At 69.2% G+C, this 22105-nt stretch carries 20 protein-coding genes; 8 read left to right on the top strand and 12 right to left on the bottom strand.

Annotated features, from left to right (window positions below; genetic code table 11):
* Nucleotides 1–110: 110 nt before the first annotated feature.
* From EXE63_RS07805 to EXE63_RS07795, 3 genes are read right to left on the bottom strand one after another with little or no spacing between them, the layout of a single operon-like run.
* Nucleotides 111–527, bottom strand: a complete 417-nt coding sequence (locus EXE63_RS07805; protein ID WP_168141459.1) for a SufE family protein — start codon at nucleotides 525–527, stop codon at nucleotides 111–113.
* On the bottom strand, nucleotides 524–1420 hold the full coding sequence (locus EXE63_RS07800) for a sulfurtransferase (protein WP_168141458.1): 897 nt from the start codon (nucleotides 1418–1420) through the stop codon (nucleotides 524–526). Before EXE63_RS07800 ends, EXE63_RS07805 begins: the two co-directional genes overlap by 4 nt.
* A 34-nt stretch (nucleotides 1421–1454) precedes the next feature.
* A complete protein-coding gene (locus EXE63_RS07795) occupies nucleotides 1455–1997 on the bottom strand; it encodes a cysteine hydrolase family protein (protein WP_168141457.1) in 543 nt (180 codons plus the stop codon).
* Nucleotides 1998–2302: 305 nt separating this feature from the next.
* On the opposite strand from EXE63_RS07795, the gene EXE63_RS07790 reads away from it, so the two are divergent.
* Nucleotides 2303–3688: an MFS transporter gene (locus EXE63_RS07790; RefSeq protein ID WP_168141456.1), complete on the top strand. Its 1386-nt coding sequence runs from the start codon at nucleotides 2303–2305 to the stop codon at nucleotides 3686–3688.
* Here EXE63_RS07790 and EXE63_RS07785 read toward each other — a convergent pair.
* The gene (locus EXE63_RS07785; RefSeq protein ID WP_168141455.1) at nucleotides 3685–4935 is read right to left on the bottom strand and encodes an aspartate aminotransferase family protein; all 1251 of its coding nucleotides are present in this window, start codon (nucleotides 4933–4935) and stop codon (nucleotides 3685–3687) included. The genes EXE63_RS07790 and EXE63_RS07785 overlap by 4 nt on opposite strands.
* A gap of 77 nt (nucleotides 4936–5012) precedes the next feature.
* On the opposite strand from EXE63_RS07785, the gene EXE63_RS07780 reads away from it, so the two are divergent.
* Entirely contained in the window at nucleotides 5013–6470 is a 1458-nt protein-coding gene (locus EXE63_RS07780) for an NAD-dependent succinate-semialdehyde dehydrogenase (protein ID WP_168141454.1), read from the top strand.
* Between the two features lie 6 nt (nucleotides 6471–6476).
* Here EXE63_RS07780 and EXE63_RS07775 read toward each other — a convergent pair whose 3' ends face one another.
* Both EXE63_RS07775 and EXE63_RS07770 read right to left on the bottom strand, forming a co-directional pair.
* Nucleotides 6477–7157 (bottom strand): GntR family transcriptional regulator, encoded by a 681-nt coding sequence (locus EXE63_RS07775; protein ID WP_168141453.1) that lies wholly within the window; start codon nucleotides 7155–7157, stop codon nucleotides 6477–6479.
* Nucleotides 7154–7885, bottom strand: a complete 732-nt coding sequence (locus tag EXE63_RS07770) for a maleate cis-trans isomerase family protein (protein WP_372513183.1) — start codon at nucleotides 7883–7885, stop codon at nucleotides 7154–7156. Before EXE63_RS07770 ends, EXE63_RS07775 begins: the two co-directional genes overlap by 4 nt.
* Before the next feature lie 34 nt (nucleotides 7886–7919).
* Here EXE63_RS07770 and EXE63_RS07765 point away from each other — a divergent pair, with 34 nt between their 5' ends.
* Nucleotides 7920–10796, top strand: coding sequence for an FAD-binding and (Fe-S)-binding domain-containing protein (locus EXE63_RS07765; protein ID WP_168141451.1), 2877 nt, complete (start codon nucleotides 7920–7922; stop codon nucleotides 10794–10796).
* Here the strand turns inward: EXE63_RS07765 and EXE63_RS07760 are convergent.
* A complete protein-coding gene (locus tag EXE63_RS07760) occupies nucleotides 10775–11497 on the bottom strand; it encodes a maleate cis-trans isomerase family protein (protein ID WP_234904418.1) in 723 nt (240 codons plus the stop codon). The genes EXE63_RS07765 and EXE63_RS07760 overlap by 22 nt on opposite strands.
* Nucleotides 11498–11577: 80 nt before the next feature.
* On the opposite strand from EXE63_RS07760, the gene EXE63_RS07755 reads away from it, so the two are divergent.
* Genes EXE63_RS07755 through EXE63_RS07745 form a run of 3 tightly spaced genes read left to right on the top strand, consistent with a single transcriptional unit; the run spans nucleotide 11578 to nucleotide 14470 of the window.
* Nucleotides 11578–12555 carry a D-2-hydroxyacid dehydrogenase gene (locus EXE63_RS07755; RefSeq protein WP_234904417.1) on the top strand — a complete coding sequence of 326 codons (978 nt, stop codon included), beginning with the start codon at nucleotides 11578–11580 and terminating at the stop codon, nucleotides 12553–12555.
* Nucleotides 12555–13967, top strand: a complete 1413-nt coding sequence (locus EXE63_RS07750; protein ID WP_168141450.1) for an amidase — start codon at nucleotides 12555–12557, stop codon at nucleotides 13965–13967. Before EXE63_RS07755 ends, EXE63_RS07750 begins: the two co-directional genes overlap by 1 nt.
* Entirely contained in the window at nucleotides 13964–14470 is a 507-nt protein-coding gene (locus EXE63_RS07745) for a DUF3830 family protein (protein WP_168141449.1), read from the top strand. Before EXE63_RS07750 ends, EXE63_RS07745 begins: the two co-directional genes overlap by 4 nt.
* 13 nt (nucleotides 14471–14483) lie before the next feature.
* On the opposite strand, the gene EXE63_RS07740 is transcribed toward EXE63_RS07745, so the two are convergent.
* Nucleotides 14484–15479, bottom strand: a complete 996-nt coding sequence (locus EXE63_RS07740) for a helix-turn-helix transcriptional regulator (RefSeq protein ID WP_168141448.1) — start codon at nucleotides 15477–15479, stop codon at nucleotides 14484–14486.
* A 62-nt stretch (nucleotides 15480–15541) separates the two neighbouring features.
* Here EXE63_RS07740 and EXE63_RS07735 point away from each other — a divergent pair, with 62 nt between their 5' ends.
* On the top strand, nucleotides 15542–16783 hold the full coding sequence (locus tag EXE63_RS07735) for an FAD-dependent oxidoreductase (RefSeq protein ID WP_168141447.1): 1242 nt from the start codon (nucleotides 15542–15544) through the stop codon (nucleotides 16781–16783).
* Nucleotides 16784–16785: 2 nt separating this feature from the next.
* On the opposite strand, the gene EXE63_RS07730 is transcribed toward EXE63_RS07735, so the two are convergent.
* The 3 genes from EXE63_RS07730 to EXE63_RS07720 are packed head-to-tail and all read right to left on the bottom strand — an operon-like array spanning nucleotide 16786 to nucleotide 19341.
* Nucleotides 16786–17430, bottom strand: coding sequence for a Maf family protein (locus EXE63_RS07730; protein ID WP_168141446.1), 645 nt, complete (start codon nucleotides 17428–17430; stop codon nucleotides 16786–16788).
* A gap of 25 nt (nucleotides 17431–17455) precedes the next feature.
* A complete protein-coding gene (locus EXE63_RS07725; protein WP_168141445.1) occupies nucleotides 17456–17716 on the bottom strand; it encodes an acyl-CoA carboxylase subunit epsilon in 261 nt (86 codons plus the stop codon).
* Entirely contained in the window at nucleotides 17713–19341 is a 1629-nt protein-coding gene (locus EXE63_RS07720; RefSeq protein WP_168141444.1) for an acyl-CoA carboxylase subunit beta, read from the bottom strand. Before EXE63_RS07720 ends, EXE63_RS07725 begins: the two co-directional genes overlap by 4 nt.
* 128 nt (nucleotides 19342–19469) lie before the next feature.
* Here EXE63_RS07720 and casI point away from each other — a divergent pair, with 128 nt between their 5' ends.
* Nucleotides 19470–21092 carry a steroid-22-oyl-CoA synthetase gene (gene casI / locus EXE63_RS07715; protein WP_210000624.1) on the top strand — a complete coding sequence of 541 codons (1623 nt, stop codon included), beginning with the start codon at nucleotides 19470–19472 and terminating at the stop codon, nucleotides 21090–21092.
* A 2-nt stretch (nucleotides 21093–21094) separates the two neighbouring features.
* Here casI and EXE63_RS07710 read toward each other — a convergent pair whose 3' ends face one another.
* Nucleotides 21095–21841: a class I SAM-dependent methyltransferase gene (locus tag EXE63_RS07710; RefSeq protein WP_168141443.1), complete on the bottom strand. Its 747-nt coding sequence runs from the start codon at nucleotides 21839–21841 to the stop codon at nucleotides 21095–21097.
* Nucleotides 21842–22105 lie beyond the last annotated feature (264 nt).

Raw genomic sequence — 22105 nt, 5'->3', positions numbered from 1 at the left:
TATGGGCCATTCTGGCACGGATCGGCGGGAATTGCCGTGGTCGGCAATATTGACACCGACGACAACGGTGATCGCACTCACAGCCCGGAAACCCCCGGCCGCGGGCGGTGTCAGTGCGCGCGCAGCCGGCGCTTGATCCGGGCCAGCATGGCCGACATCCCGCGCAGCCGCAGCGGGCTGATCAGTGCTGCCAGGCCCAGGTCGGCGTAGAAATCATCGGGAACCGCCAGGATGTCGGCGGCGGACTGCCCGTCCAGGCCGGCGGCCAGGATCGACGCGAAACCTCGTGTCGTCGGTGCCTCGGCGGGAGCGCTGAAGAACAGCCGCACATGGTCGGGGTCGGTCGCGTCGACGTCCAGGAACAGTGGCGATTGGCACTCGGGGACCGGTTCCATGGCGGCCTCCTCCAGGTGCGGCGGCAGCTCCGGAAGCTCATTGGCGAACTCCAGCAGCAGCTGCAGCTTGTCCTGCCCGTTGACCTCCTGGAACTCCCCGACGACCTCGGCGAGTGCCTCGGGCATGGTCATGTGGCGGCGGGCGCCGATCCGGGCTCGTCACCGACGGCGACCGGTACCCGCACGGCGTTGCCCCATTCGGTCCAGGATCCGTCGTAGTTGCGCACGTTCGGCAGGCCCAGCAGATGGGTCAGCACGAACCAGGTGTGGCTGGACCGTTCGCCGATGCGGCAGTAGACGATCGTCTTGTCCTCGGCGGTGAGATGTCCGTACAGCGCGTCGAGGTCGGCACGGTTGCGGAAGCGTCCGCTGTCCTCGGCGGCCTTGGCCCACGGGATCGACACCGCGGTCGGGATGTGACCGCCCCGCAGCGCGCCTTCCTCCGGGTAGTCGGGCATATGGGTGCGCTCGCCGGTGTACTCCTGCGGGGAGCGGACGTCGATCAGCGGCTCCTGCCCGAGCACGCCGAGCACATCGTCGCGGAACGCCCGGATGGCGGCGTCATCGCGTTCGACGACCGGGTAGCCGCTGCTCGGCTTGCTCGGCACATCCAGGGTGGTGTCGCGGCCGTTGGACACCCACAGATCGCGCCCACCGTCGAGCAGGCGGACATCGGGATGGCCGAACAGGGTGAACACCCACAGCGCGTAGGCGGCCCACCAGTTGCTCTTGTCGCCGTAGATGACCACCGTGTCATCGCGCGAGATGCCCTTGCGGTCCATCAGTTCCGCGAACTGCGCACCGTTGATGTAGTCGCGGACGCACGCGTCGTTGAGGTCGGTGTGCCAGTCGATCTTCACCGCGCCCGGGATGTGCCCGGTGTCGTAGAGCAGGACGTCCTCATCGGACTCCACGATGGACAGCCCGGGCCGCCCGAGATTGGCCGACAGCCAATCCGCGGTGACCAAACGTTCGGGGTGCGCATAGGCGACGAGGGCGGGGTCTGGATCGGCAGGAAGCGGCACCCCATGAGCGTACCCATGATCAATGGCGCATCGCTCACACCGGCAGGCAGTCCGCCGCGGGGGTGAGCTGGGCGCGCATGTTGCGGCGCATCATGTGCAGGGCCGCCTCCCCGAGGCCCGCGTCGATGTGTGCCACCGCATCGGGCGGCACCACCACCTCGTAGTGCCGTATGTAGGCGTCGAGGGCGGTATAGAGCACGCACTGCTCGGTGACCTGGCCGGTGAGCGTCAGACGGTCCGGCTTCAGCTGCTGCAGCAGGTAGTCCAGCTGGGTGGAGTAGAAGGCGCTGTGCCGGACCTTGGTGAGCCGCAGGCAGTCCGGCGTCGGCAGCAGGGGTTCCACCAGGTCGGGCCGGGCGCCGTCGAGCGCCGCGCCCACGATGTCGTCCCAGTCCCCGGTGAAGTCGCCGTAGTTGTCGTTGACGTAGATGACGTCGACGTCATCGCGGGCACGGCCGCGCCGGATCAGGTCGGCCAGTGGGTCGACGATGCCGGCGACGCTGTCGGTCAACTTCTCGGCGTCGGGGTGCCGGTAGGCGTTGAGCATGTCGATGACGAGCACGGCGGTGAGGGCCATGCCGTGGGGTTACCCCAGGGGGGCGGTTTCGATGCGCGCGGTAATGCGTCACGACATTCGCGTTTCGATCTTGATCGGGTGGGTACGCGAGTGTGATGGATGGCGTGGGGTCTGAGAGGTGCGTCGGAATTAACAGCGACCTAACAGCTGGCCCTTGCCGGGCTCCACCGGCGTGACTACCGTCTGATTGTCAACAAAATTACAAATGACAGTTGGGTTATCGCATCGTGGAGCGAGCCCTCAGGTCGGTGGTCTGCGCCGGAGCGAGACATCCGATTCCCGTCCCTGATACGAGGAGACCCCGAATGAGCAGCTCCGATCACGTGCCCGCACCGAGCGCAGAATCGGGCGAGCCGTCGCCCGCTGTCCTGAAGAAGGCCATCGCGGCGTCGGCAATCGGCAATGCCACCGAGTGGTTCGACTACGGCCTCTACGCCTACGGCGTCACCTACATCTCCGCGGCGATCTTCCCCGGCGACACCGAGAGCGCCACGCTGCTGGCGTTGATGACGTTCGCGGTGTCGTTCCTGGTGCGCCCGCTGGGTGGGTTCGTCTGGGGCCCGCTCGGCGACAAGCTCGGGCGTCGGCAGATCCTGGCGATCACCATCGTGCTGATGGCCAGCGCCACCTTCTGCGTCGGGCTGGTGCCGACCTACGACGCGATCGGGTTCTGGGCGCCGGTGCTGATGGTGCTGCTGCGGATGATCCAGGGCTTTTCCACCGGCGGTGAGTATGGCGGAGCGGCGACGTTCATGGCCGAGTACGCGCCGCCCCGGCGCCGCGGTTTCATGGGCAGCTTCCTGGAATTCGGCACGCTGGCCGGCTTTTCCGCGGGTGCACTGATGATGCTCGGATTCTCGCTGGTACTCGGCGATGAGCAGATGAGCAGTTGGGGTTGGCGGGTCCCGTTCCTGCTCGCGGCTCCGCTCGGGCTGATCGGGATCTACCTGAGGATGAAGCTCGAGGACACACCGGTGTTCAAGGAACTGGAGGATCAGGGCAAGGAAGAGGAGAGCGTCGGGGCGGCGTTCAAGGACCTGCTCACCCGCTACTGGGCGCCGATTCTGAAGCTGGGCGGCCTGGTCGTGGCGCTCAACGTGGTGAACTACACGCTGCTGAGCTACATGCCGACCTATCTGGAGCAGGCGATCGGGCTGTCCACCGACATGTCCCTGGTGGTGCCGATCATCGGCATGCTGGCCATGATGGTGTTCGTCCCGTTCGCGGGGCATCTGTCCGACCGAGTCGGCCGCAAGCCGCTGTGGTGGGTGTCGCTGGGCGGTCTGTTCGTCGCGGTGGTGCCCATGTTCATGCTGATGTCCACCGGCCCGCTGGGCGCTCTGATCGGCTTCGCGGTGCTCGGCCTGCTGTATGTGCCTCAGCTGGCGACGATCTCGGCGATGTTCCCGGCGATGTTCCCGACCCAGGTGCGCTTTGCGGGCTTCGCGATCGCTTACAACGTGTCGACGTCGATCTTCGGTGGCACCGCGCCGGCGCTCAACGAGTGGCTGGTCGGTGAGACCGGCAACAACCTGTGGCCGGCCTTCTACATGATGGCCGCGGTGGCCGTCGGCGCCATCGCGCTCAGCAGAGTTCCCGAGACCACCCGCTGCCCGATGAACGGCACCGAGATCCCCGGAACGGCCGAGGCGCCACCGCAGCTGGAGTACGCAGGGGCCGACAGCCGCTAGACCACGGCGCTGACCGCGTCGGCCCAGATACCGACCGCTTCGTCGACCTGGTCGGCGTCGACCACCAGTGCCGGTATGAACCGCACCACCTGACCCCAGGCTCCGCAGGTCAGCAGCAGGAGGCCGCGCCGTGCGGCCTCCTGTTGTGCCGCAGAGGCCGTCGCGGGATCGGGTTTGCCTGCCGCGTCGCGGAATTCGTTGCCCAGCATCAGGCCAAGGCCGCGCACATCGGTGATCGCCTCGTGCTTGTCGGCGACCAGTTGCAGGCCGTCGCGGAGTTGGCTGCCGCGGTCGGCGGCGTTGGCGACCAGGCCCTCGTCGCGGATCACGTCCAGCGTGGCGACGGCCGCCGCGCAGGCGACCGCGTTCGCGCCGTAGGTACCGCCCTGCGAACCGGGCCAGGCCTTGCCCATCAGCTCCTCCGGGGCCGCGATCACCGATAGCGGGAAACCCGACGCCAATCCCTTGGCGGAGATCAGGATGTCCGGCCGGGCCGCGAAATGGTCTCCGCCCCAGAACTTTCCGGTTCGCCCGAAACCGGTCTGCACCTCGTCGACGATCAGCAGGATGCCGTGCTCGTCGGCCCGCCGGCGTAGCCCGGCAAAGAATCGTTCGTTCGCCGGCACATAGCCGCCTTCGCCCAGCACCGGTTCGACGATGAACGCCGCGGTGTCGGCGGGCGAGGACATCGTCTGCAACAGGTAATCCAGTTGGGACAGCGCGAAGTCGGTGGTCTGCTCGGCGGGCCAGCCGAAGTGGGTGGGGTCGGGGAACGGCGCGATGTGGACACCGGCCATCAGCGGTGAGAAGCCGGACCGGAATTTGGTGCCCGACGTGGTCAGCGATGCCGCGGCCACCGTGCGGCCATGGAAGCCGCCGTGGAAGGCGATGATGTTGGGGCGCCCGGTGCTCTGGCGGGCGAGTCGCAGCGCTGCCTCGACGGCTTCGCTGCCGGAGTTCGCGAAGAACACCCGGTCCAGTCCCGCGGGCAGCACCTCGCCGAGGCGCTCGACGAGGGTGAGCAGCGGTCGGTGCATGACGGTGGTGTACTGCGCGTGGATCAGCGTGCCGACCTGTCGCTGTGCGGCCTCGACGACACGTGGGTGGCAGTGCCCGGTGCTCGTGACGCCGATTCCCGCGGTGAAGTCCAGATAGCGGCGCTCGGCCTCGTCGTAGAGCACCGCACCTTCACCGCGGGCGGCCAGCACCCCGGTAGCTTGCTTGAGGACGGGAGAAAGCGCGGTCACATCAGCTCCTTGATTGTCGACGGGTAGATTGTCAACAATCTAGCGGACGGCCGCGGGGTACCAGAAGGGGTGATGGAGTGGACGAGGCACGCGTGGTATCGGCCGTCCGAAAGCGGCTGTTCATCGGCGGCGAATGGGTGGACGCCGCAGGCGGGCGCACCGCCGACGTCGTCGACCCGGCGACGGGGGCGACACTGTGTGCGGTCGCCGACGCCGCACCGGCCGACGGTCGTGCCGCGCTGGCGGCCGCCGTCGCCGCTCAACCCGGCTTCGCGGCGATGGCGCCGCGCGAGCGCGCCGACATCCTCACCCGTGCCTTCACGCTGCTGCATGAACGTGTCGACGATCTGGCGCTGTTGATGACACTGGAGATGGGCAAGCCGCTGGCCGAGGCTCGCGGTGAGATTGCTTACGCCGCAGAGTTTTTCCGGCACTTCGCCGCTGAAGCGGTCCGTATCGACGGTGGCTACCAGACCGCTCCTGCCGGTGGGGCCCGCTTTCTTCTCACCCGCCAACCGGTCGGGCCGTGCCTGCTGATCACGCCCTGGAACTTCCCGATGGCGATGGGCACCCGCAAGCTCGGGCCGGCGATCGCGGCGGGCTGCACCAGCATCATCAAGCCGGCGCCGCAGACACCGCTGTCGATGCTGGCGCTCATGGACATCCTCGCCGAGGCCGGCCTGCCCGCCGGGGCGGTCAACTGCATCACCACCACCGAGGCCGGGCCGGTGGTCGAGCCGCTGGTCCGGTCGGGGCAGATCCGCAAGTTGTCGTTCACCGGATCGACGAACGTCGGCCGGATGCTGCTCGAACAGTGCGCGGAGAAGATCCTGCGCACGTCACTCGAGCTCGGCGGCAACGCCCCGCTCCTGGTGTTCGACGACGCCGACCTGGACGAGGCGGTCGAGGGCGCGCTCGCGGCCAAGATGCGCAACATGGGGGAGGCATGCACCGCGGCCAACCGCATCTACGTGCAGGCGCCGGTGATCGACGAGTTCGGTCGCCGGCTGGCCGAGCGGATGGCCGGGCTCACGATGGGCCGCGGCACCGAGGATGGTGTGACCGTCGGGCCGCTGATCGACGAGGCCGCGCTGCGCAAGGTGCAGACCCTGGTCGCCGATGCGGTCGAGCGCGGGGCATCGGTGCTGACCGGTGGTGCGGCGCCCGGCGGGCCCGGGTACTTCTACCCGCCGACGGTGCTGACCGGAGTGCCGCGCGACGCCGACATGTGCGATCAGGAGATCTTCGGACCCGTCGCGCCGCTCACCGCGTTCGATACCGAGGCCGAGGCGATCGCGGCCGCCAACGACACCGAATACGGTTTGGTGTCTTACGTTTTCACCAACGATTTGCGCCGTGCGTTGCGGGTCGCCGAGGCGCTGGAGACCGGCATGGTCGGGTTGAACCAGGGTGTGGTGTCCAACCCGGCCGCCCCGTTCGGCGGCGTCAAGGCCTCCGGACTCGGCCGCGAGGGCGGTTCGGTGGGCATCGACGAGTTTCTCGAGACGAAGTACATCGGTATCAAGATGGATTGACCGGGCTCAGACGCTGACGGGCTCGGCTTCCTCGACGGCCGGGTCGTCGATCAGCCGGGCCAGCGCGTCGTCCATGTGGGCCACCAGCAGTCTGTCGGTGAGGTCGCGGTCCCCGGAGCGGATCGCCGCGGCCAGCGTGCGGTGCTCCTCCTCGCGAAAGTCCGACTTGGCGTAGGTCTCGTCGAGAGCGTGGATGCACATCCGGGTCTCGGTGATGAACGTCAGGTGCATCCGGGCCAGCCGCGGGCTGCCCGACAGTTTCACCAGCTCCTCATGGAAGGCGATGTCGACCTCGCTGACGGCCGCCGGGGTGGGGGCGTCCCCCATCCGGTCGACGATCGCCAGCAGCACGTCCCCGGCGGCGAGGTGATCGCCGTCGTCGATGATCTTGCGGGCCGCGGCGCGTTCGGCGGCGGCGCGGGCCAGGTACATGTCGCGGATGTCGACGGGGGTCAGCTCCACGACGAACAGCCCGCGATTGCGAATCGCGACCAGCAGCCCCTCCTGGGTGAGGCGCTGCATCCCTTCGCGCAACGGCCCGCGGCTGACGCCCAGTTGGCGGGCCAGCTCGGCCTCGCCGAGTTGCTCGCCGGGTTTGAGCTCGCCGTAGCCGATGGCCGCGCGCAGCTTGTCGGCGATGATGCTGGGCGTCGACTTCTGCATGAGCGGCCCGATGTGCCCGGTCATCGTCGCCCCCCGAACAGCGTGCCCAGGCCCGGTAAGGCCGGCACCTCCCCGAGCAGGTGCAATCCCTTCCACACCGTCACCTGGTTGGCCGTCAGCACGGGCTTGCCGACGGCGTCCTCGAGGCGCTCGATGATCGCAAGTGTGTGCATCGCGGTGTCGGGGACCAGCACCGCCTCGGCATCGGGATGATCGGCGGCGGTGACCATCTCGATGACCCGCGCCGGTTCCAGGGTGCCGACCTCGGCGGCGGTGTAGATGCCGTGGGTGCCCATCGACACCACGTCGGCCCCGCCCGCGGACAGGAACGCCACGAAGTGCTGTGCGACATCGTCGGGGTAGGAGGCCGCGACGGCGACCCGGCGCAGGCCCAGGAAACGCAGCGCGTCGACGAACGCGATGGATGTCGAGGACGCCGGTACCCCGGCCGCGGCGGCGACCGCGGACACCTGGTCGGCAGCGCCCTGCGCGCCGAAGACGAAGCTGCCCGAGGTGCAGGCCCACATCACCGCGTCCGGGCGTTCCGGGGCCAGTTGGGCGGCGCCGTCGGCGAGGCGGGTGTCGCTGCCGAGGTCGAGCAGGGCATCGACGCGGTGCGCGTCCTCGCCGACGGAGGTGATGACGACGGGTAACCGCACCGCGCCGGCGATCCGGTCCTCGAGCGCGGGAAAGTCGTCTTCGGCGCTGTGGCCGGGGTAGAGCAGGCCGACGGTCGGCATGGGTCCCTCCATGGCTTGTCGATGCCGGGATAGTAGATTGTCAACAATGTTAACGCCCGCCACCTACGACGTCAGGCGGCTGGGCGCACAGCTGCGTTCCGAGCTGCGCGGCACGGTCGGTGACGATGCCACCGCCAAGGGTCTGTACGCCGTCGACGCGTCCAATTACCGGGTGGTGCCCGACCTGGTGGTGGTCCCCGCCGACGTCGACGATCTCGCCGCGGCGGTGCTGCTGACCGCCGCAGCGGGTGCGCCGGTCACGTTGCGCGGCGGCGGGACCTCGATGGCCGGCAACGCCATCGGCGGGGTCGTCATCGACGCGTCCCGGCATGTGAACCGCATCGTGGACATCGACGCCGCCGCCGGGACCGCCGTCGTCGAACCCGGCGTGGTGCTCACCAGCCTGCTGGCCGCCGCCCGGCCGCACCGACTGACATTCGGCGCCGACCCGTCCTCGGCCGGCCGCGCCACCCTCGGCGGGATGATCGCCAACAACGCCTGCGGCGCGCACTCGGTGGCCTGGGGCACCACCGCCGACAACGTGCGGTCCCTGGACGTGCTGCTCGCCGACGGCACCCGCGTCACGGTGACCGCGGGCGGCGACCGTCACGAGCTGATCACCAGGGCCGGCCGCGAAGGCGAACTGCACCGGCAGCTCACCGGTTTCACCGACGCACACGAGGCGGCGATCCGGCGCGGTTTCGGCCGGTTCACCCGCCAGATCTCCGGGTACGCGCTGCACGAGCTGCTGCCCGAGCACGGCTACAACGTCGCCGCGCTGCTGTGCGGCAGCGAGGGCGGATTCGCTGCCACCCTGCGGGCGACCGTGGCGCTGACACCGGTGCCGGCCGCGCGGGTGCTGTGTGTGCTGGGTTTCACCGATTCCATCGCATCGGCCGAATGCGTGCCTGCGGTGCTGGCACACCGCCCGCTGACGATGGAGTCCATCAACGATCAGCTCGTCGACCGGCTGCCCGGCGAGGTGCGCCGCGCGGCGATCGCCGCCGGACTGCCCGGCGGGCGCGCCTGGGTGCTGGTCGAGATGGGCGGCGAGGATCTGGTGTCCGCCACCGCGGCGGCCGAGGAGATGCTTGCCGCACTGAAGGATTCGGGCTCACCGGCGACCGCGTCGCTGGTGACCGAGCCGACGGCGCAGGCCGTGCTGTGGCGGTGCCGCACCGATGCGGCCGGGCTGGCGACCCGGCGCGCCGACGGTGCCGAAGCCTGGGGCGGCTGGGAGGATGCCGCGGTTCCGCCGCAGCGCCTCGCCGACTACCTGCGCGGTCTGGACGCGATCATGGGCCGCTACGGGCTGTCCGGCGCCTCCTACGGGCACTTCGGTGAGGGCTGCATGCACATGCGCATCGACTTCGACCTGCTCAGCAGCGAGGGGGTGGCCGCCTACCGGGCATTCGTGGAAGAGGCCACCGATCTGGTGGTGGCGCTGGGGGGGTCGGTGTCCGGGGAGCACGGCGACGGCCGGGCCCGCTCGGAGATGCTGGGCCGGATGTACGGCGCCGACGGGCTGGCGTTACTGGCCGGCATGAAGGACATCTGGGATCCGGCACGGGTGCTCAACCCGGGGGTCATCGTGGATCCGCCCGCGCTGGACGCGGGGATCCGCCACGTCGGTCCGGCGAAAGACCGGAAGTTGTTGACGCTGTTCGCCTATACCGACGACCACCACGACTTCGCGCAGGCACAACGGCGCTGCGTCGGCATCGGCAAGTGCCGCCAGAGCGCCGGCGGGGTGATGTGCCCGAGCTACCAGGCCACCCGCGAGGAGCAGCACTCCACCCGTGGGCGGGCGCACCTGCTGTGGGAGATGCTGCACGGCGACCTGGTCACCGACGGCTGGCGCTCCACCGAGGTGCGCGACGCGCTGGATCTCTGTCTGTCCTGCAAGGGGTGCCTGTCGGACTGCCCGGTGAACGTCGACATGGCCACCTACAAGGCCGAATTCACCCACCACCACTACGCGGGCCGGCCCTGGGCGCGGCCGCTGTCGCACTGGTCCATGGGCTGGCTGCCGCTGTGGTCGCGGGTGGCGGCCAAGGCGCCGAAGCTGGCCAACCGGCTGGCGCGCGGCCCGCTGGTGAAACGGCTGGGTGGCATCGCGCCGCAGCGCGATATCCCGGCGTTCGCCGAGCAGACGTTCACGTCCTGGTTCGCCGGCCGGCCCGAGCGCGAGGGCACCCGCGGCCCGGTGCTGCTGTGGCCGGACAGCTTCACCGATCACCTCGCCCCGCACGTCGGGAAGGCCGCCGTCGAGGTGCTCGAGGACGCGGGGTATCGGGTCGTGCTGCCCGACGGCCCGGTGTGCTGCGGGCTGACCTGGATCTCCACCGGTCAGCTGAAGACGGCCCGCAATCAGCTGCAGAGATCGCTGTCGCGGTTGGCGCCGCACCTGGACGCCGGTATCCCGATCGTCGGGCTGGAACCCAGCTGCACCGCGGCGCTTCGTCGCGACGCCCCCGAACTGCTGGCCGACGACCCGCGGGCGGCCCAGGCCGCCGCGGCGATGCACACCTTCGCCGAGTTCATCGTCGCGTCGGGCTGGCAGCCGCCGCGCCTGCACGCGCAGGCACTGGTGCAGACGCACTGCCACCAGCACGCGGTGCTCGGCTTCGACGCCGACCGCGCGCTGATGGCCGCCGCGGGCATCGCCGCCGACATCCCGGACTCCGGATGTTGCGGGTTGGCGGGCAATTTCGGGTTCGAACGTGGCCACTACGAGGTATCGCAGACGGTGGGGGAGCGGGTGCTGCTACCCGCGGTCCGCAAGGCCGACCCGACCACGGTCGTCATCGCCGACGGATTCAGTTGCCGCACCCAGATCGCGCACGGCACCCCGCGCCGGGCCGTGCACCTGGCCGAACTGCTGGCCCAGGGGGTGCGCGCTCAGCGCTCCATCAACTGCTGACCGGGTCCGACGGCCTTGCGGCCGATCAGACTCAGCGCACGCCACATGGTGACCTGATTCGCGGTCAGTACCGGCTTGTGGAGTTCGGCCTCCAGCGCGGCGATCACGTCGTAGGTCGGCATGTTCGTGCAACTGATGAACACCGCGTCCGCATCGTCGGTGTCGGTCTCGCGGACCAGTTGCATGGTGACCTCGTGGGGCACCGTCCAGATGTCGGAGATCAGACCGAGACCGGAGGCCGCGGTGACCTCGATACCGGATTCGCCGAGGAAGGCCGTCAGCCCCACGGTCAGGTCGGCGGTATAGGGCGTGGCCGTGGCGATCCTGGTGATCTCCAGGTGGCGCAGCGCCTCGAGCAGCGCACCACTGGTGGTCAGCGCCGCCAGGGCGCCCGCGCCCATCATCGCGGCGACCAGCGCCCGCTCGGCCAATGGACCGCCGACGAAGCTGCCCGATGTACACGCATAGGCCATGACGAGCGGTGATACCGCCGAGACGTCGACGACGCTCTGGGCGGCGGTCTCGGGATCGGAGATGTGCACGGCCATCTCCAGGGTGGCCGGCATGGGGGCATGGGGCATCCGGGTGAAGTGCAGGCTGACGTCATCGGGAAGCCACCGCCAGAGTTCGCGGTCGAGCGCGAAATCATAGGGCACCACAACGCCGATACCGGCTTGGTGCAGAGGTGGCGACGGGCTCATTTGCACAGTGTGAGGCCGGCGTGACACCTCCGCAAGTCGATTGTTGACAATCGTACGTTTTGGTTCCTAGCCTCGGTGCCGTGCCTCGACAACGACCGGTGATCGCGGTGCTGTGCGACAAAGCGGATGACCGGCCACCGGGGTTGGAGAACCTCGATGCCGACTTCCGCTTCTGCACCGCCGACGGCCTCTCCGGGGCGGTCCGCGGAGCACAGGCGCTGCTGCTGTGGGACTTCTTCTCGACCGCCGTGCGTGACGCGTGGCCCGATGCGAAAGATCTTGAATGGATTCACATCACCGCCGCCGGGGTGGACACACTGCTGTTCGACGAACTGCGTGACTCCGGGGTCGTGGTGACCAACGCGCGCGGGGTGTTCAATCGACCGCTGGCCGAATACGTGCTCGGGGCGGTCATCGCGCACGCGAAGGACAGTCGCACCAGCTTCGCGCTGCAGGCCCGCCGCCAGTGGCGCCACCGCGAGACGCGATCGGTCACCGGCGCCACCGCATTGGTGGTCGGCACCGGTGGCATCGGCCGCGAGATCGCCAGGCTGCTGCGGGCAGTGGGGCTGACCGTGCGCGGCGCGGGCCGCCGGCCCGCAACCGGAGATCCTGACTTCGGCGAGATCGTCGACAGTGCAACGCTTTCCGCGCACGCGGGATGGTGTGATCACCTGATTTTGGCCGCCCCGCTGACCCCGGCCACCCGTGGTCTGGTCGACGCTGAGGTGCTGGCGGCGATGAAACCCGACGCACATCTGGTGAACATCGCCCGAGGCCCGATGGTCGACGAGGCCGCGCTGCTCGACGCCCTGGCCCACGGCAGGATCGGGGGTGCGACGCTCGACGTGTTCGACACCGAGCCGCTGCCGGCCGAGCACCCACTGTGGGACGCTGCCAACGTGACCATCACCGCGCACATGTCCGCCGACGTGATCGGTTGGCGCGACGAGCTGGCCGGTCAGTTCGCGGCCAACGCCCGACGGTGGCTGGCCGGCGAGCCGCTGCACAACGTCATCGACAAGAAGCTGGGCTACATCCCGGCCGGAACGCCCTGATGATTCCCGAGGCCACCGAACTCGTTGCGGGCTACCGGGATCGGACGCTTTCCCCGGTGGAGGCCACCCGCGCCGCGCTGGCCGCGATCGAGGCCTACGACGGTGCGGTGAATGCGTTCGTGCTCGTCGACGCCGAAGGTGCGCTGGCCGCGGCACAGGAATCGGAGGCGCGCTGGCACGCCGGTGCGCCGCTGGGTCCGGGAGACGGGGTGCCGACGTCGATCAAGGATGTGTTCCTCACCCGCGGGTGGCCGACACGGCGGGGCAGCGCCCTGATCGATCCGGCCGGACCATGGGACGAGGACTCGCCGTGTGTGGCCAGGTTGCGCGAGACCGGCGCGGTGATCCTGGGAAAGACGACCTCGCCGGAGTACGCGTGGAAGGGCGTCACCGACTCGCTGACCTTCGGTGCGACCGGCAACCCCTGGGACCCGGCGGTGACCGCGGGCGGCTCCAGCGGGGGCAGCGCGTCGGCGGTGGGGCTGGGCATGGGGTCCTGGTCGATGGGCACCGATGGCGGTGGCTCCGTGCGTATTCCGGCGGGATTCACCGGCACCGTCGCGCTGAAACCCACGTTCGGGCTGATCCCGCACTATCCGGCCAGCCCGTTCGGGACGCTGGCGCATTCCGGGCCGATGACGCGCACGGTGCGCGATACCGCGGCACTGATGGACGTGGTGACGGGCTTCGACGCACGCGACTGGTCGGCGATGCCGACGCCGGCGCGCTCGTTCCTGCACGGTCTCGACGACGGGATGGCCGGGCTGCGGGTCGGGTTCTCGCCGAACCTCGGCTTCGTCCGCAACGACCCGGACATCGATGCAGCCGTGCGCGCCGCGGTGGCCTTGCTCGAACAGGCCGGCGCCCACATCGAGGAGGCAGACCCGGGTTTCACCGATCCCGTCGAGGCGTTCCACGTGCTCTGGTTCTCCGGCGAGGCCAAGGTGTTGCAAGGTCACGGGGAACTGGCCGCCCTGGCGGGCCGCGCCGACCCCGGGCTGTTGCGCACGGCGACACGCGGCACGACGTACTCGGCCTCGGACTACCTGGACGCAATGGCGGTACGAATGCAGTTGGGGCAGTTGATGGGGCGGTTCCACGAGCGCTACGACGTGCTGGTGACCCCCACGCTTCCGCTGCCAGCCTTCCCGGTCGGCCACGACGTGCCGGACGGTTCGGCGTCGCCGGACTGGACGAGCTGGACGCCGTACACGTACCCGTTCAACATGACCCAGCAACCCGCGCTGAGCGTGCCGTGCGGATTCACCGGGGCCGGACTGCCGGTGGGCCTGCAGATCATCGGCGCACGGCACGCGGACGCGCTGGTCCTGCGGGTGGGACAGGCCTACCAGTCGGCCACGGACTGGCACCGACATACACCGAAACTGATTGCACAGCAGGAGGATTTGTGAGCAGGTTGATCACCGTCTCGTTGGACAAACGGGGCGTGACGTGCACGGCGCGACTGCTCGATGAGCAGGCGCCCCGCACCTGCGCGGCGGTGTGGGATGTGTTGGCTGACGGTCCGCTGTCCGCGCAGGTCTTCCATGGCAAGTACGCCCGCAACGAGATCTACACGTTGCTGCCGGCGTTCACCGGTGCCGACCCGGGTAAGGAGAACACCACGGTCACGCCGATTCCCGGTGACCTGTGCTGGTTCTCGTTCGACTCCGATGATCTCGGCAATCCGGCGTACGGCTACGAGAACAGCACCGGCACCGGTACCACCGGCGCGATCGTCGACCTCGCGTTGTTCTACGGGCGCAACAACCTGTTGATCAACGGCGATCAGGGCTGGATACCGGGCAACGTGTTCGGCGCCATCACCGACGGCCTCGAGGAGATGGCGGCGGCGTGCCAGGATCTGTGGATGGGCGGCGTGCGCGGGGAGACGCTGAGCTTTCGGCGCGCCTGATCGGCCCGGCGCCTCAGGTCTTTGATGCCTGCCGCATACGGTCGGCGAGCCGATGACAGGCGTCGACCAACTCGGGCGGGCGGACGTCGGCGATATCGCAGTCGAACGTGCTCAGCAGGCCGGCGATACCGGCCCAGGACCAGGCGCCGAGTGTCAGGCGGCAGCGATCGTCGTCCAGGTGCTCGACCAGGGAACCGCCGGGCGCCCAGCGCGCCACCGTCTCGGCCGGCAGGTCCAGGCGCGCGCTGCCCGTGCACTCCCAGGACGCCGGGAAGTCCCCGCGGTCATAACTGGTCATCACGTAGTGCGCGATGTCGCCACCCGGTACCGGTCTCGGGGTGAAGGGGATACCGGTGGGCGGGTGCGGGCGAAGGCGGTCGACGCGGTGCACCCGCCATCGGCGGTCGTCGGGGTGGTAGCCGACCAAGTACCACCGGGACGCCCAGACCACCAGGTGGTGCGGCTCGATGCGTCGCGCCGGGGCGAAATCGGCATCCCCGGCGCCCGCGCGGGAACCGTCGGCCCGCAGTGCGTCGGCGATGAGCAGCTGCCGATGGCGGACGGCGCTGCCCACCTGCTTGAGCACGTCCGTGTCGATCGGGGGCGCCGGAAATTCCCAGTAGTTCCGCAATCTGGTGAATTGCAGTGACTCCATGCCCGCCTGCAGCCGGGACGGCATCGCCGTCTTCAGCGTGTGCAGCGCCCGTGCAGCGTCCTGTTCGAGGCCGAAGACGGAGTTCGGTGCGGTCTGCAGCGCCACCGCGAGGGCCAGTGCCTGATCCTCATCGAAGGTCAGCGGCGGCAGGGTGCCGGCGGAGCCGAGCCGATAACCGCCCGCCGGGCCATGAGCCGTGACGACCGGGTAGTCCAGCCGGCGCAGCGTTTCGATATCGCGCCGCACGGTGCGTTCGCTGACGCCCAGGCGCTCGGCGAGTTCTCGCAGCGGCCAGTGCCGCCGCGTCGACAGCAGCGATAGCAGCGACAGCGTTCGCCGCGAGCTTTCCGCCACCTCACCACCCCCATCCCGAATAGTGGACATCATATGTCCACTACCTCGGCGAACATGTCTGCATGCACACAGCGGTCATCGGTGCCGGCATCGGCGGATTGGCGTTGGCAGCTGGGCTGCGGCGCAAGGGTTTTGACGTCACCGTCTTCGAGCGCGATGTCGATGTCGCCGCCACCGGCGGCTACCACATCACGCTCGACGGCCGGGCTCAGGCGGCGCTGCGGAATCTGATCGCGCCCGCGGACTTCGAACGCCTGCTCGCCTCGGCATCGGCGCTTCGCCTGCGCCGACCCGATGCCTGGTGGGACCGGCGGGGGCGGCTGCTGGGCCACGGGCCCGATCTCGGGGCCGACGACGGCGTGGACATCGACCGGATCACGCTGCGCACCGTGCTCGCGTCCGCGGTCGGCGCGGATCTGCGGCTGGGGTGCTCCCTCGACCAGGTCACCCATGCCGGGGACAGGTCGCCGGTGGCGGTCTTCGCCGACGGCTCGACCCATCGGTGCGACCTTCTCGTCGGCGCCGACGGCAGCCATTCGGTGGTCGCCCGGCAGCTGGCCGGCGGCGCCACCAACGCACCGGCCGGCATCATCGGTTTCTCAGGCCGCACCCGGCGCGCCGATCTCGATGCCGGCGAGCAACGGCGCCTCGGCCTGCGCTCGGGGATGGCCATCGGCCCTCGCGGCAGCGCGCTGTATGTCGGCTTCCTGGATCCCATCGGCAACGCGGTGCTCGACGCCACCGAGCTCCGGGCGTCGGTCACAACGGGCCCGACCTACATCTGGGGCGCCATGTTCCCCGAGACGCCGAGCACCGACGCCCTGCGCGGGCTGTCCGGCGCCGAGCTGCAGGCGGCACTGATCGCCAGATTCGGCGGCCACGGGTGGGGCGGCCGGCCCCTCGAGGTGATCGCCCGCGCCGACCCCGGCAGCGTCGCGGCGTTCCGCTTCAACGCCGCGTCCACCCGGGCCGCCGATCTGGCGCCGTGGCCCGCCGGTCGGGTCACCGCGCTCGGCGACGCCGTGCACGCCACGCCGCCGACCGCCGGCATGGGAGCCGGTGCGGCCATCCGCGACGCGGAGAGCCTGGTGGGGTATCTCAGCGAGGCGGCCGCGGGACGGTTGGCGCCCAGGGTGGCCATCGGTCGGTTCGAGGCCGAGATGCGGGTGCGGGGCAGCGAGGTGTTGACCCAATCGATGCGCACCGTGCGCTGGATACTGGCCACCGACACCCGTCTGGGGGCGCCGCTGACCGTCGCGGTCACCGGGATGCTCGCGGCCGCGAACCGGCTCGGCCGCCGCTGACGTCAGTCGGCGGGAGCGTTCGCCGCCCAGAGCGCGGCGACGGACAGGCCCATCTCCGCCACGAGGCCTCGCACCAGCGGCAGGCTCAGGCCGATGACGTTGGCCGGGTCGCCCTCGATCCGCTCGATGAACCAGCCGCCCAGGCCGTCCAGGGTGAAGGCACCGGCGACGCCGGCCGGTTCACCGCTGGCGACGTAGGCATCCAGCTCGGGCTCGGTGGGCGTGCCGAAATGCACGGTGGTGGAACCGGTCTCACCGCCCGTGTGGGTGATGACGCCCGCAAAGATCCGCAGCAACGCGTGCCCGGTGAGCAGCTGTCCGGTGCTACCCGCCATCGTCAGCCACTGTTGTCGCGCCGCGTCGGGCGATCCCGGTTTACCGCAGAGCGCCCCTTCCCGGTAGAGCAGCGAGTCGCAACCCAGCACGACGCAGTCGGCGGACACCTCGTCGGGCAGCTGCGCGGCCACGCTGACGGCCTTGGCGTTGGCCAGCTTGGCCACCACCGCCTCGGGTGGGGTGCCGGGGTCCAGCGAGGCCACCAGAGCGTCCTCGTCGACGGCGGAGACGACGACCAGCGGGTCGATGCCGGCCTGTTGCAGCACCCGCAGCCTGCCGGCCGACGCCGAACCCAGGACGACCCGGGTCATGCGGTGGCCTCGTTCGCGCAGACGCTCACTTGCGCAGGTGGGTCCGCTCCAGCAGCGTCACCCGCTGCCAGCTGTGACTCTGGTAGCGCAGCCGGTCGACCGGATGGCCCCACAGGTTCTTCTCGGTGATCACCGGCTCGGCCGGACCGCCGCCGGCGGCCGACAGCACGCCGATCAGTGCGGCCAACTCCGCATCGCTGGGTGAACCCTTGAGCACCTTGATGTGCGGCTCATGGGTCGCCGGTGCTGCGATCTCTTCCACGGGGGTCTCGCTCGCGTCGCTCACAGTGGGATGTTTCCGTGCTTCTTCGGCGGGACCTGGCTGATCTTGCGCTCGAGCAGCCGCAGCGCGGTACCCACGTAGCCGCGGGTGTGCGACGGCGGGATGACCGCGTCGACGTACCCGCGCTCGGCCGCGATGTACGGGTTCACCAGGGTGTCCTCGTAGGTCTGCTGCAGTTCCAGGCGCAGGCTGTCGACGTCCTTGCCCTCTGCCGCTGCGTCCTTGAGTTCCTTGCGGTACACGAAGCCGACGGCGCCGGAAGCACCCATGACGGCGATCTGTGCGGTGGGCCAGGCCACCACGACGTCGGCGCCCATGTCCTTGGACCCCATCACGCAGTACGCGCCGCCGTAGGACTTGCGGGTGATCACGGTGATCTTCGGGACGGTGGCCTCACCGTAGGCGTACAGCAGCTTGGCGCCGCGGCGGATGATGCCGTTGAACTCCTGGTCGGTGCCCGGCAGGAAGCCCGGGACGTCCACCAGCAGCACGATCGGGACGTTGAACGCGTCGCAGGTGCGGATGAAACGCGCGGCCTTCTCCGAGGCGTTGATGTCCAGGCAGCCCGCGAACTGGGTGGGCTGGTTGGCCACGATGCCGACCGGCCGGCCGTCGACCCGGCCGAAACCGATGAGGATGTTGGTGGCGTAGCCGGCCTGCACCTCGAGGAACTCGTCATCGTCGAGGATGCGCGAGATGACCTCGTGCATGTCGTAGGGCTGGTTCGGCGAATCCGGGATCAGGGTGTCGAGCTCGATGTCCTCACCGGTGAGGTTGTCCTCGATGGCTCCGGTCGGGACCGCCACCGGGTACCGCGGCGGATCGGCGTAGTTGTTCGACGGCAGGTAGCTCAGCAGGTCGCGAACGTAATCCAGGGCGTCCTGTTCGCCGGAGGCGACATAGTGCACGGTGCCGGACTTGGACATGTGGGTGTGCGCGCCACCCAGCTCTTCCATGGTGACGTTCTCGCCGGTGACGGTCTTGATGACATCGGGTCCGGTGATGAACATCTGGCTGGTCTGGTCGACCATGATGACGAAGTCGGTCAGCGCCGGGGAGTAGACGTGTCCACCGGCGGCTGCGCCCATGATCAGCGAGATCTGCGGGATGACGCCGGAGGCCTTGATGTTGTTGTGGAAAATCTTGCTGTACAGGCCGAGCGAGACCACGCCCTCCTGGATGCGGGCACCGGCACCGTCGTTGATGCCGATCAGCGGGCGGCCGGTCTTGATGGACAGCTCCTGGACCTTGACGATCTTCTCGCCGTAGACCTCGCCGAGGCTGCCACCGAAGACCGTGGCGTCCTGGCTGAAGATGCAGACCTCGCGGCCGTCGATGGTGCCGTACCCGGTCACCACACCGTCACCGGTGGGCCGGTTCTTCTCCAGGCCGAAGTTGGTGGACCGGTGCCGGGCCAGCGCGTCGAGCTCGACGAACGAACCCTCGTCCAGCAGCGCGTAGATCCGCTCGCGCGCGGTCAGCTTGCCCTTGGCGTGCACCTTTTCGACCGCGGCCTCGCCCACCGGGTGCAGCGCCTCTTCGGCGCGCTTGCGCAGGTCGGCCAGCTTGCCGGCCGTGGTGTGGATATCGGGTACGTGCTCTGCCGCCGGCTCGATAGTGCTCGTCATGGGAGTCGATGCTAGCTGTACTTCTAAGAACTGCATAAGAGAGGTGCGAGATAACTCACCGTGTGTCGCCCGACGGCCAAGCTGTGTCGGTGCCAACCACTGACCCGATCCGGGAATCCATCGCGGCCATGCTGCTCGATCGCCGGGGAGACACGCGGCTGGGCCTGCGCTCGCGCGACCAGGACTGGACCTGGGACGAGGTGCTGATCGAGTCCGCCGCTCGCGGTGCGCTGGGGGCCGCGCTGCTGGCCGACCGGCCCGGCCCGCCGCACATCGGGGTGCTGCTGCCCAATGTCCCCGATTTCGTGTTCTGGCTCGGTGGCGCGGCACTGTCCGGGGCCACCGTGGTGGGCCTCAATCCGACCCGTGGCCCCGCCGAGCTTGCCGGCGAGATCCGGCTCGCCGACTGCCAACTGATCGTCACCGACGCCGCGGGCGCCGAGCGGCTGCGCACACTGGATCTCGACGCCGTGCTGTTGGTGATCGACACCCCGGCCTACGCCGCTTCCGTCGACGCGTACCGCGGGGCATCGCTGGGCGCCGAGATCGACGAGGACACGCTGCTGCTGTTGCTGTTCACCTCGGGGACCACCGGCGCATCCAAGGCGGTCCGGTGCAGCCAGGGCAGGCTGGCCCGGATCGCGTATGCGGCGGTGCAGAAGTACGGGCATCGGCGCGAAGACGTCGAGTACTGCAGCATGCCGCTGTTCCACGGCAACGCGATCATGGCGCTGTGGGCGCCCGCGCTGGCGGTCGGCGCCACCGTGTGCCTCGCCCCCTCCTTCTCCGCCTCGCAGTTCCTGCCCGACGTCCGGTACTTCGGCGCGACCTTCTTCACCTATGTCGGCAAGGCGCTGGGCTATCTGATGGCCACCCCGGAACGGCCCGATGACGCGGACAATCCGCTGCAGCGCGGATTCGGCACCGAGGCCTCACCGGACGACCAGGCCGAGTTCCGCCGCCGGTTCGGGGCCGAACTGTTCGAGGGATACGGCTCCAGTGAAGGTGGCGGTGCGGTCACACTGGATCCCGACGCACCGCCGGGTGCGCTGGGCCGGCCCGCACACGACGGTGTCGCCATCGTCGACCCGCACACGCTCAAGCGCTGTGCCGCGGCGGTTTTGGATGCCGGAGGCCGGGTGCTCAACCCTGACGAGGCGGTGGGCGAGATCGTCGACAAGTTCGGCACCCGAACCTTCGAGGGGTACTACAACAACGACGAGGCCAACGCCGAACGGATTCGCAACGGGTGGTACTGGACCGGCGACCTGGGCTACCTCGACGAGGCGGGTTTCCTCTACTTCGCCGGGCGCCGCGGCGACTGGATCCGGGTCGACGGCGAGAACATCTCCGCGCTGACCATCGAACACGTGCTGCGCCGACACCCCCGGGTGATCGCGGCCGGCGTGTTCGCCGTCCCCGATCCGCGGTCCGGGGACCAGGTGATGGCCGCGATCGAGGTCGCCCACCCGGATCGTTTCGACGCCGGCGAGTTCGCCGTCTTCCTGGCGGGCCAGGAAGACCTGGGGGCCAAGGGAACTCCCCGGTTGCTGCGCGTATCGGACAACCTGCCCGTCACCGGATCCAACAAGGTGCTCAAACGTGAACTGCAACAGCAGCGTTGGCACACCGAGGAGCCGGTCTACCGGTGGGCGGGCCGCGGTGCGGTGGCGTATCGGCAGATGGATGCCGGCGACCGGCGGTCGCTGGACGACGAGTTCGCCCGATACGGACAGCATCGCCGCAGCTGAGATCAGGCGACCTTGCGCAGCACCACCACCGAGAAACTGGCCAACGCCGGGACCGGGTGCCTGCGCAGGAACCTGCTCTTGGCGTTCTCCAGCGCCTGCAGCGGCGGGATCACCGAGTAGTAGGCGTGGCCGAAACTGGACTTCCACTGCTCGACCTTGAATCCGAAGCCTTCGAACTTGTCCATCGCGCGCCGGGTGGGGCCGGTGGTCCCGCGGTAGTAGGCCGGGAACTTCTCCAGATTGGGCTGGTCCAGCCTGCCCGGCTGCACCTTGTCCAGGATTCGCCGTGCCGTGCTCTCCGGGATCAGTTTGTTGACCAGGAAGGGAAAGGTCCCCAGCGTCGGGTAGAAGTGCACCGACAGCCCGCCGGGTCGCAGCAGCCTGTGGCAGTTCTCGTGGAAGACAACGGGATCGGGCAGATGCTCACACAGCATCTTCGAGAACACCAGGTCGTAGGCACCGACATCGTCGGCGATCGGCTGGCACAGATCCACCACCCGGGTCTGCACGTCCACGGCCGCCTTGCTGAGTTCCAGCGGCGAGATGTCCACGACGACACGACGATCCGCGAAGCCCCACTTCTCGTCGTCGCCGACCACCGGATTGGCGCCCCCGCCCAGTTCGGCGACCGCGTTCACGCCCTCGCGACGGGCCAGATCCAGCACCGCGTCGTCGTATCCCTGCCACAGCTCGGCGAAATCCCGGTACTCGACGTCGTGGCACGTCTCAGAGAAATATGTCTGTGCCATCGGCTTGCCCCCGCAAAGTCGTGTTGGAGGTTCTGACGTTACCCACACTGCGGCTCGGATAGTGCAGCTTTGCACATTGCTGTGCACCGAATCCGCTAATGCCATCACTCGACGGGGACGTCAATAAAGGGATATCCAGCAGTCGAATGGTCTGGGTTGGCCCTTCTCTTGCAATGGACATCAAGTTTGCTGTGAACGGGGCCGGCCGTTCGCCACGCCGGCCGTGCGGGCAATCCGCCCACACGGCTGCGCGGTGCGTGCTAG

This window comes from Mycolicibacterium frederiksbergense (assembly GCF_012223425.1).
GTDB lineage: Bacteria > Actinomycetota > Actinomycetes > Mycobacteriales > Mycobacteriaceae > Mycobacterium > Mycobacterium frederiksbergense.
This window is presented reverse-complemented; position numbering and strand designations above follow the sequence as displayed.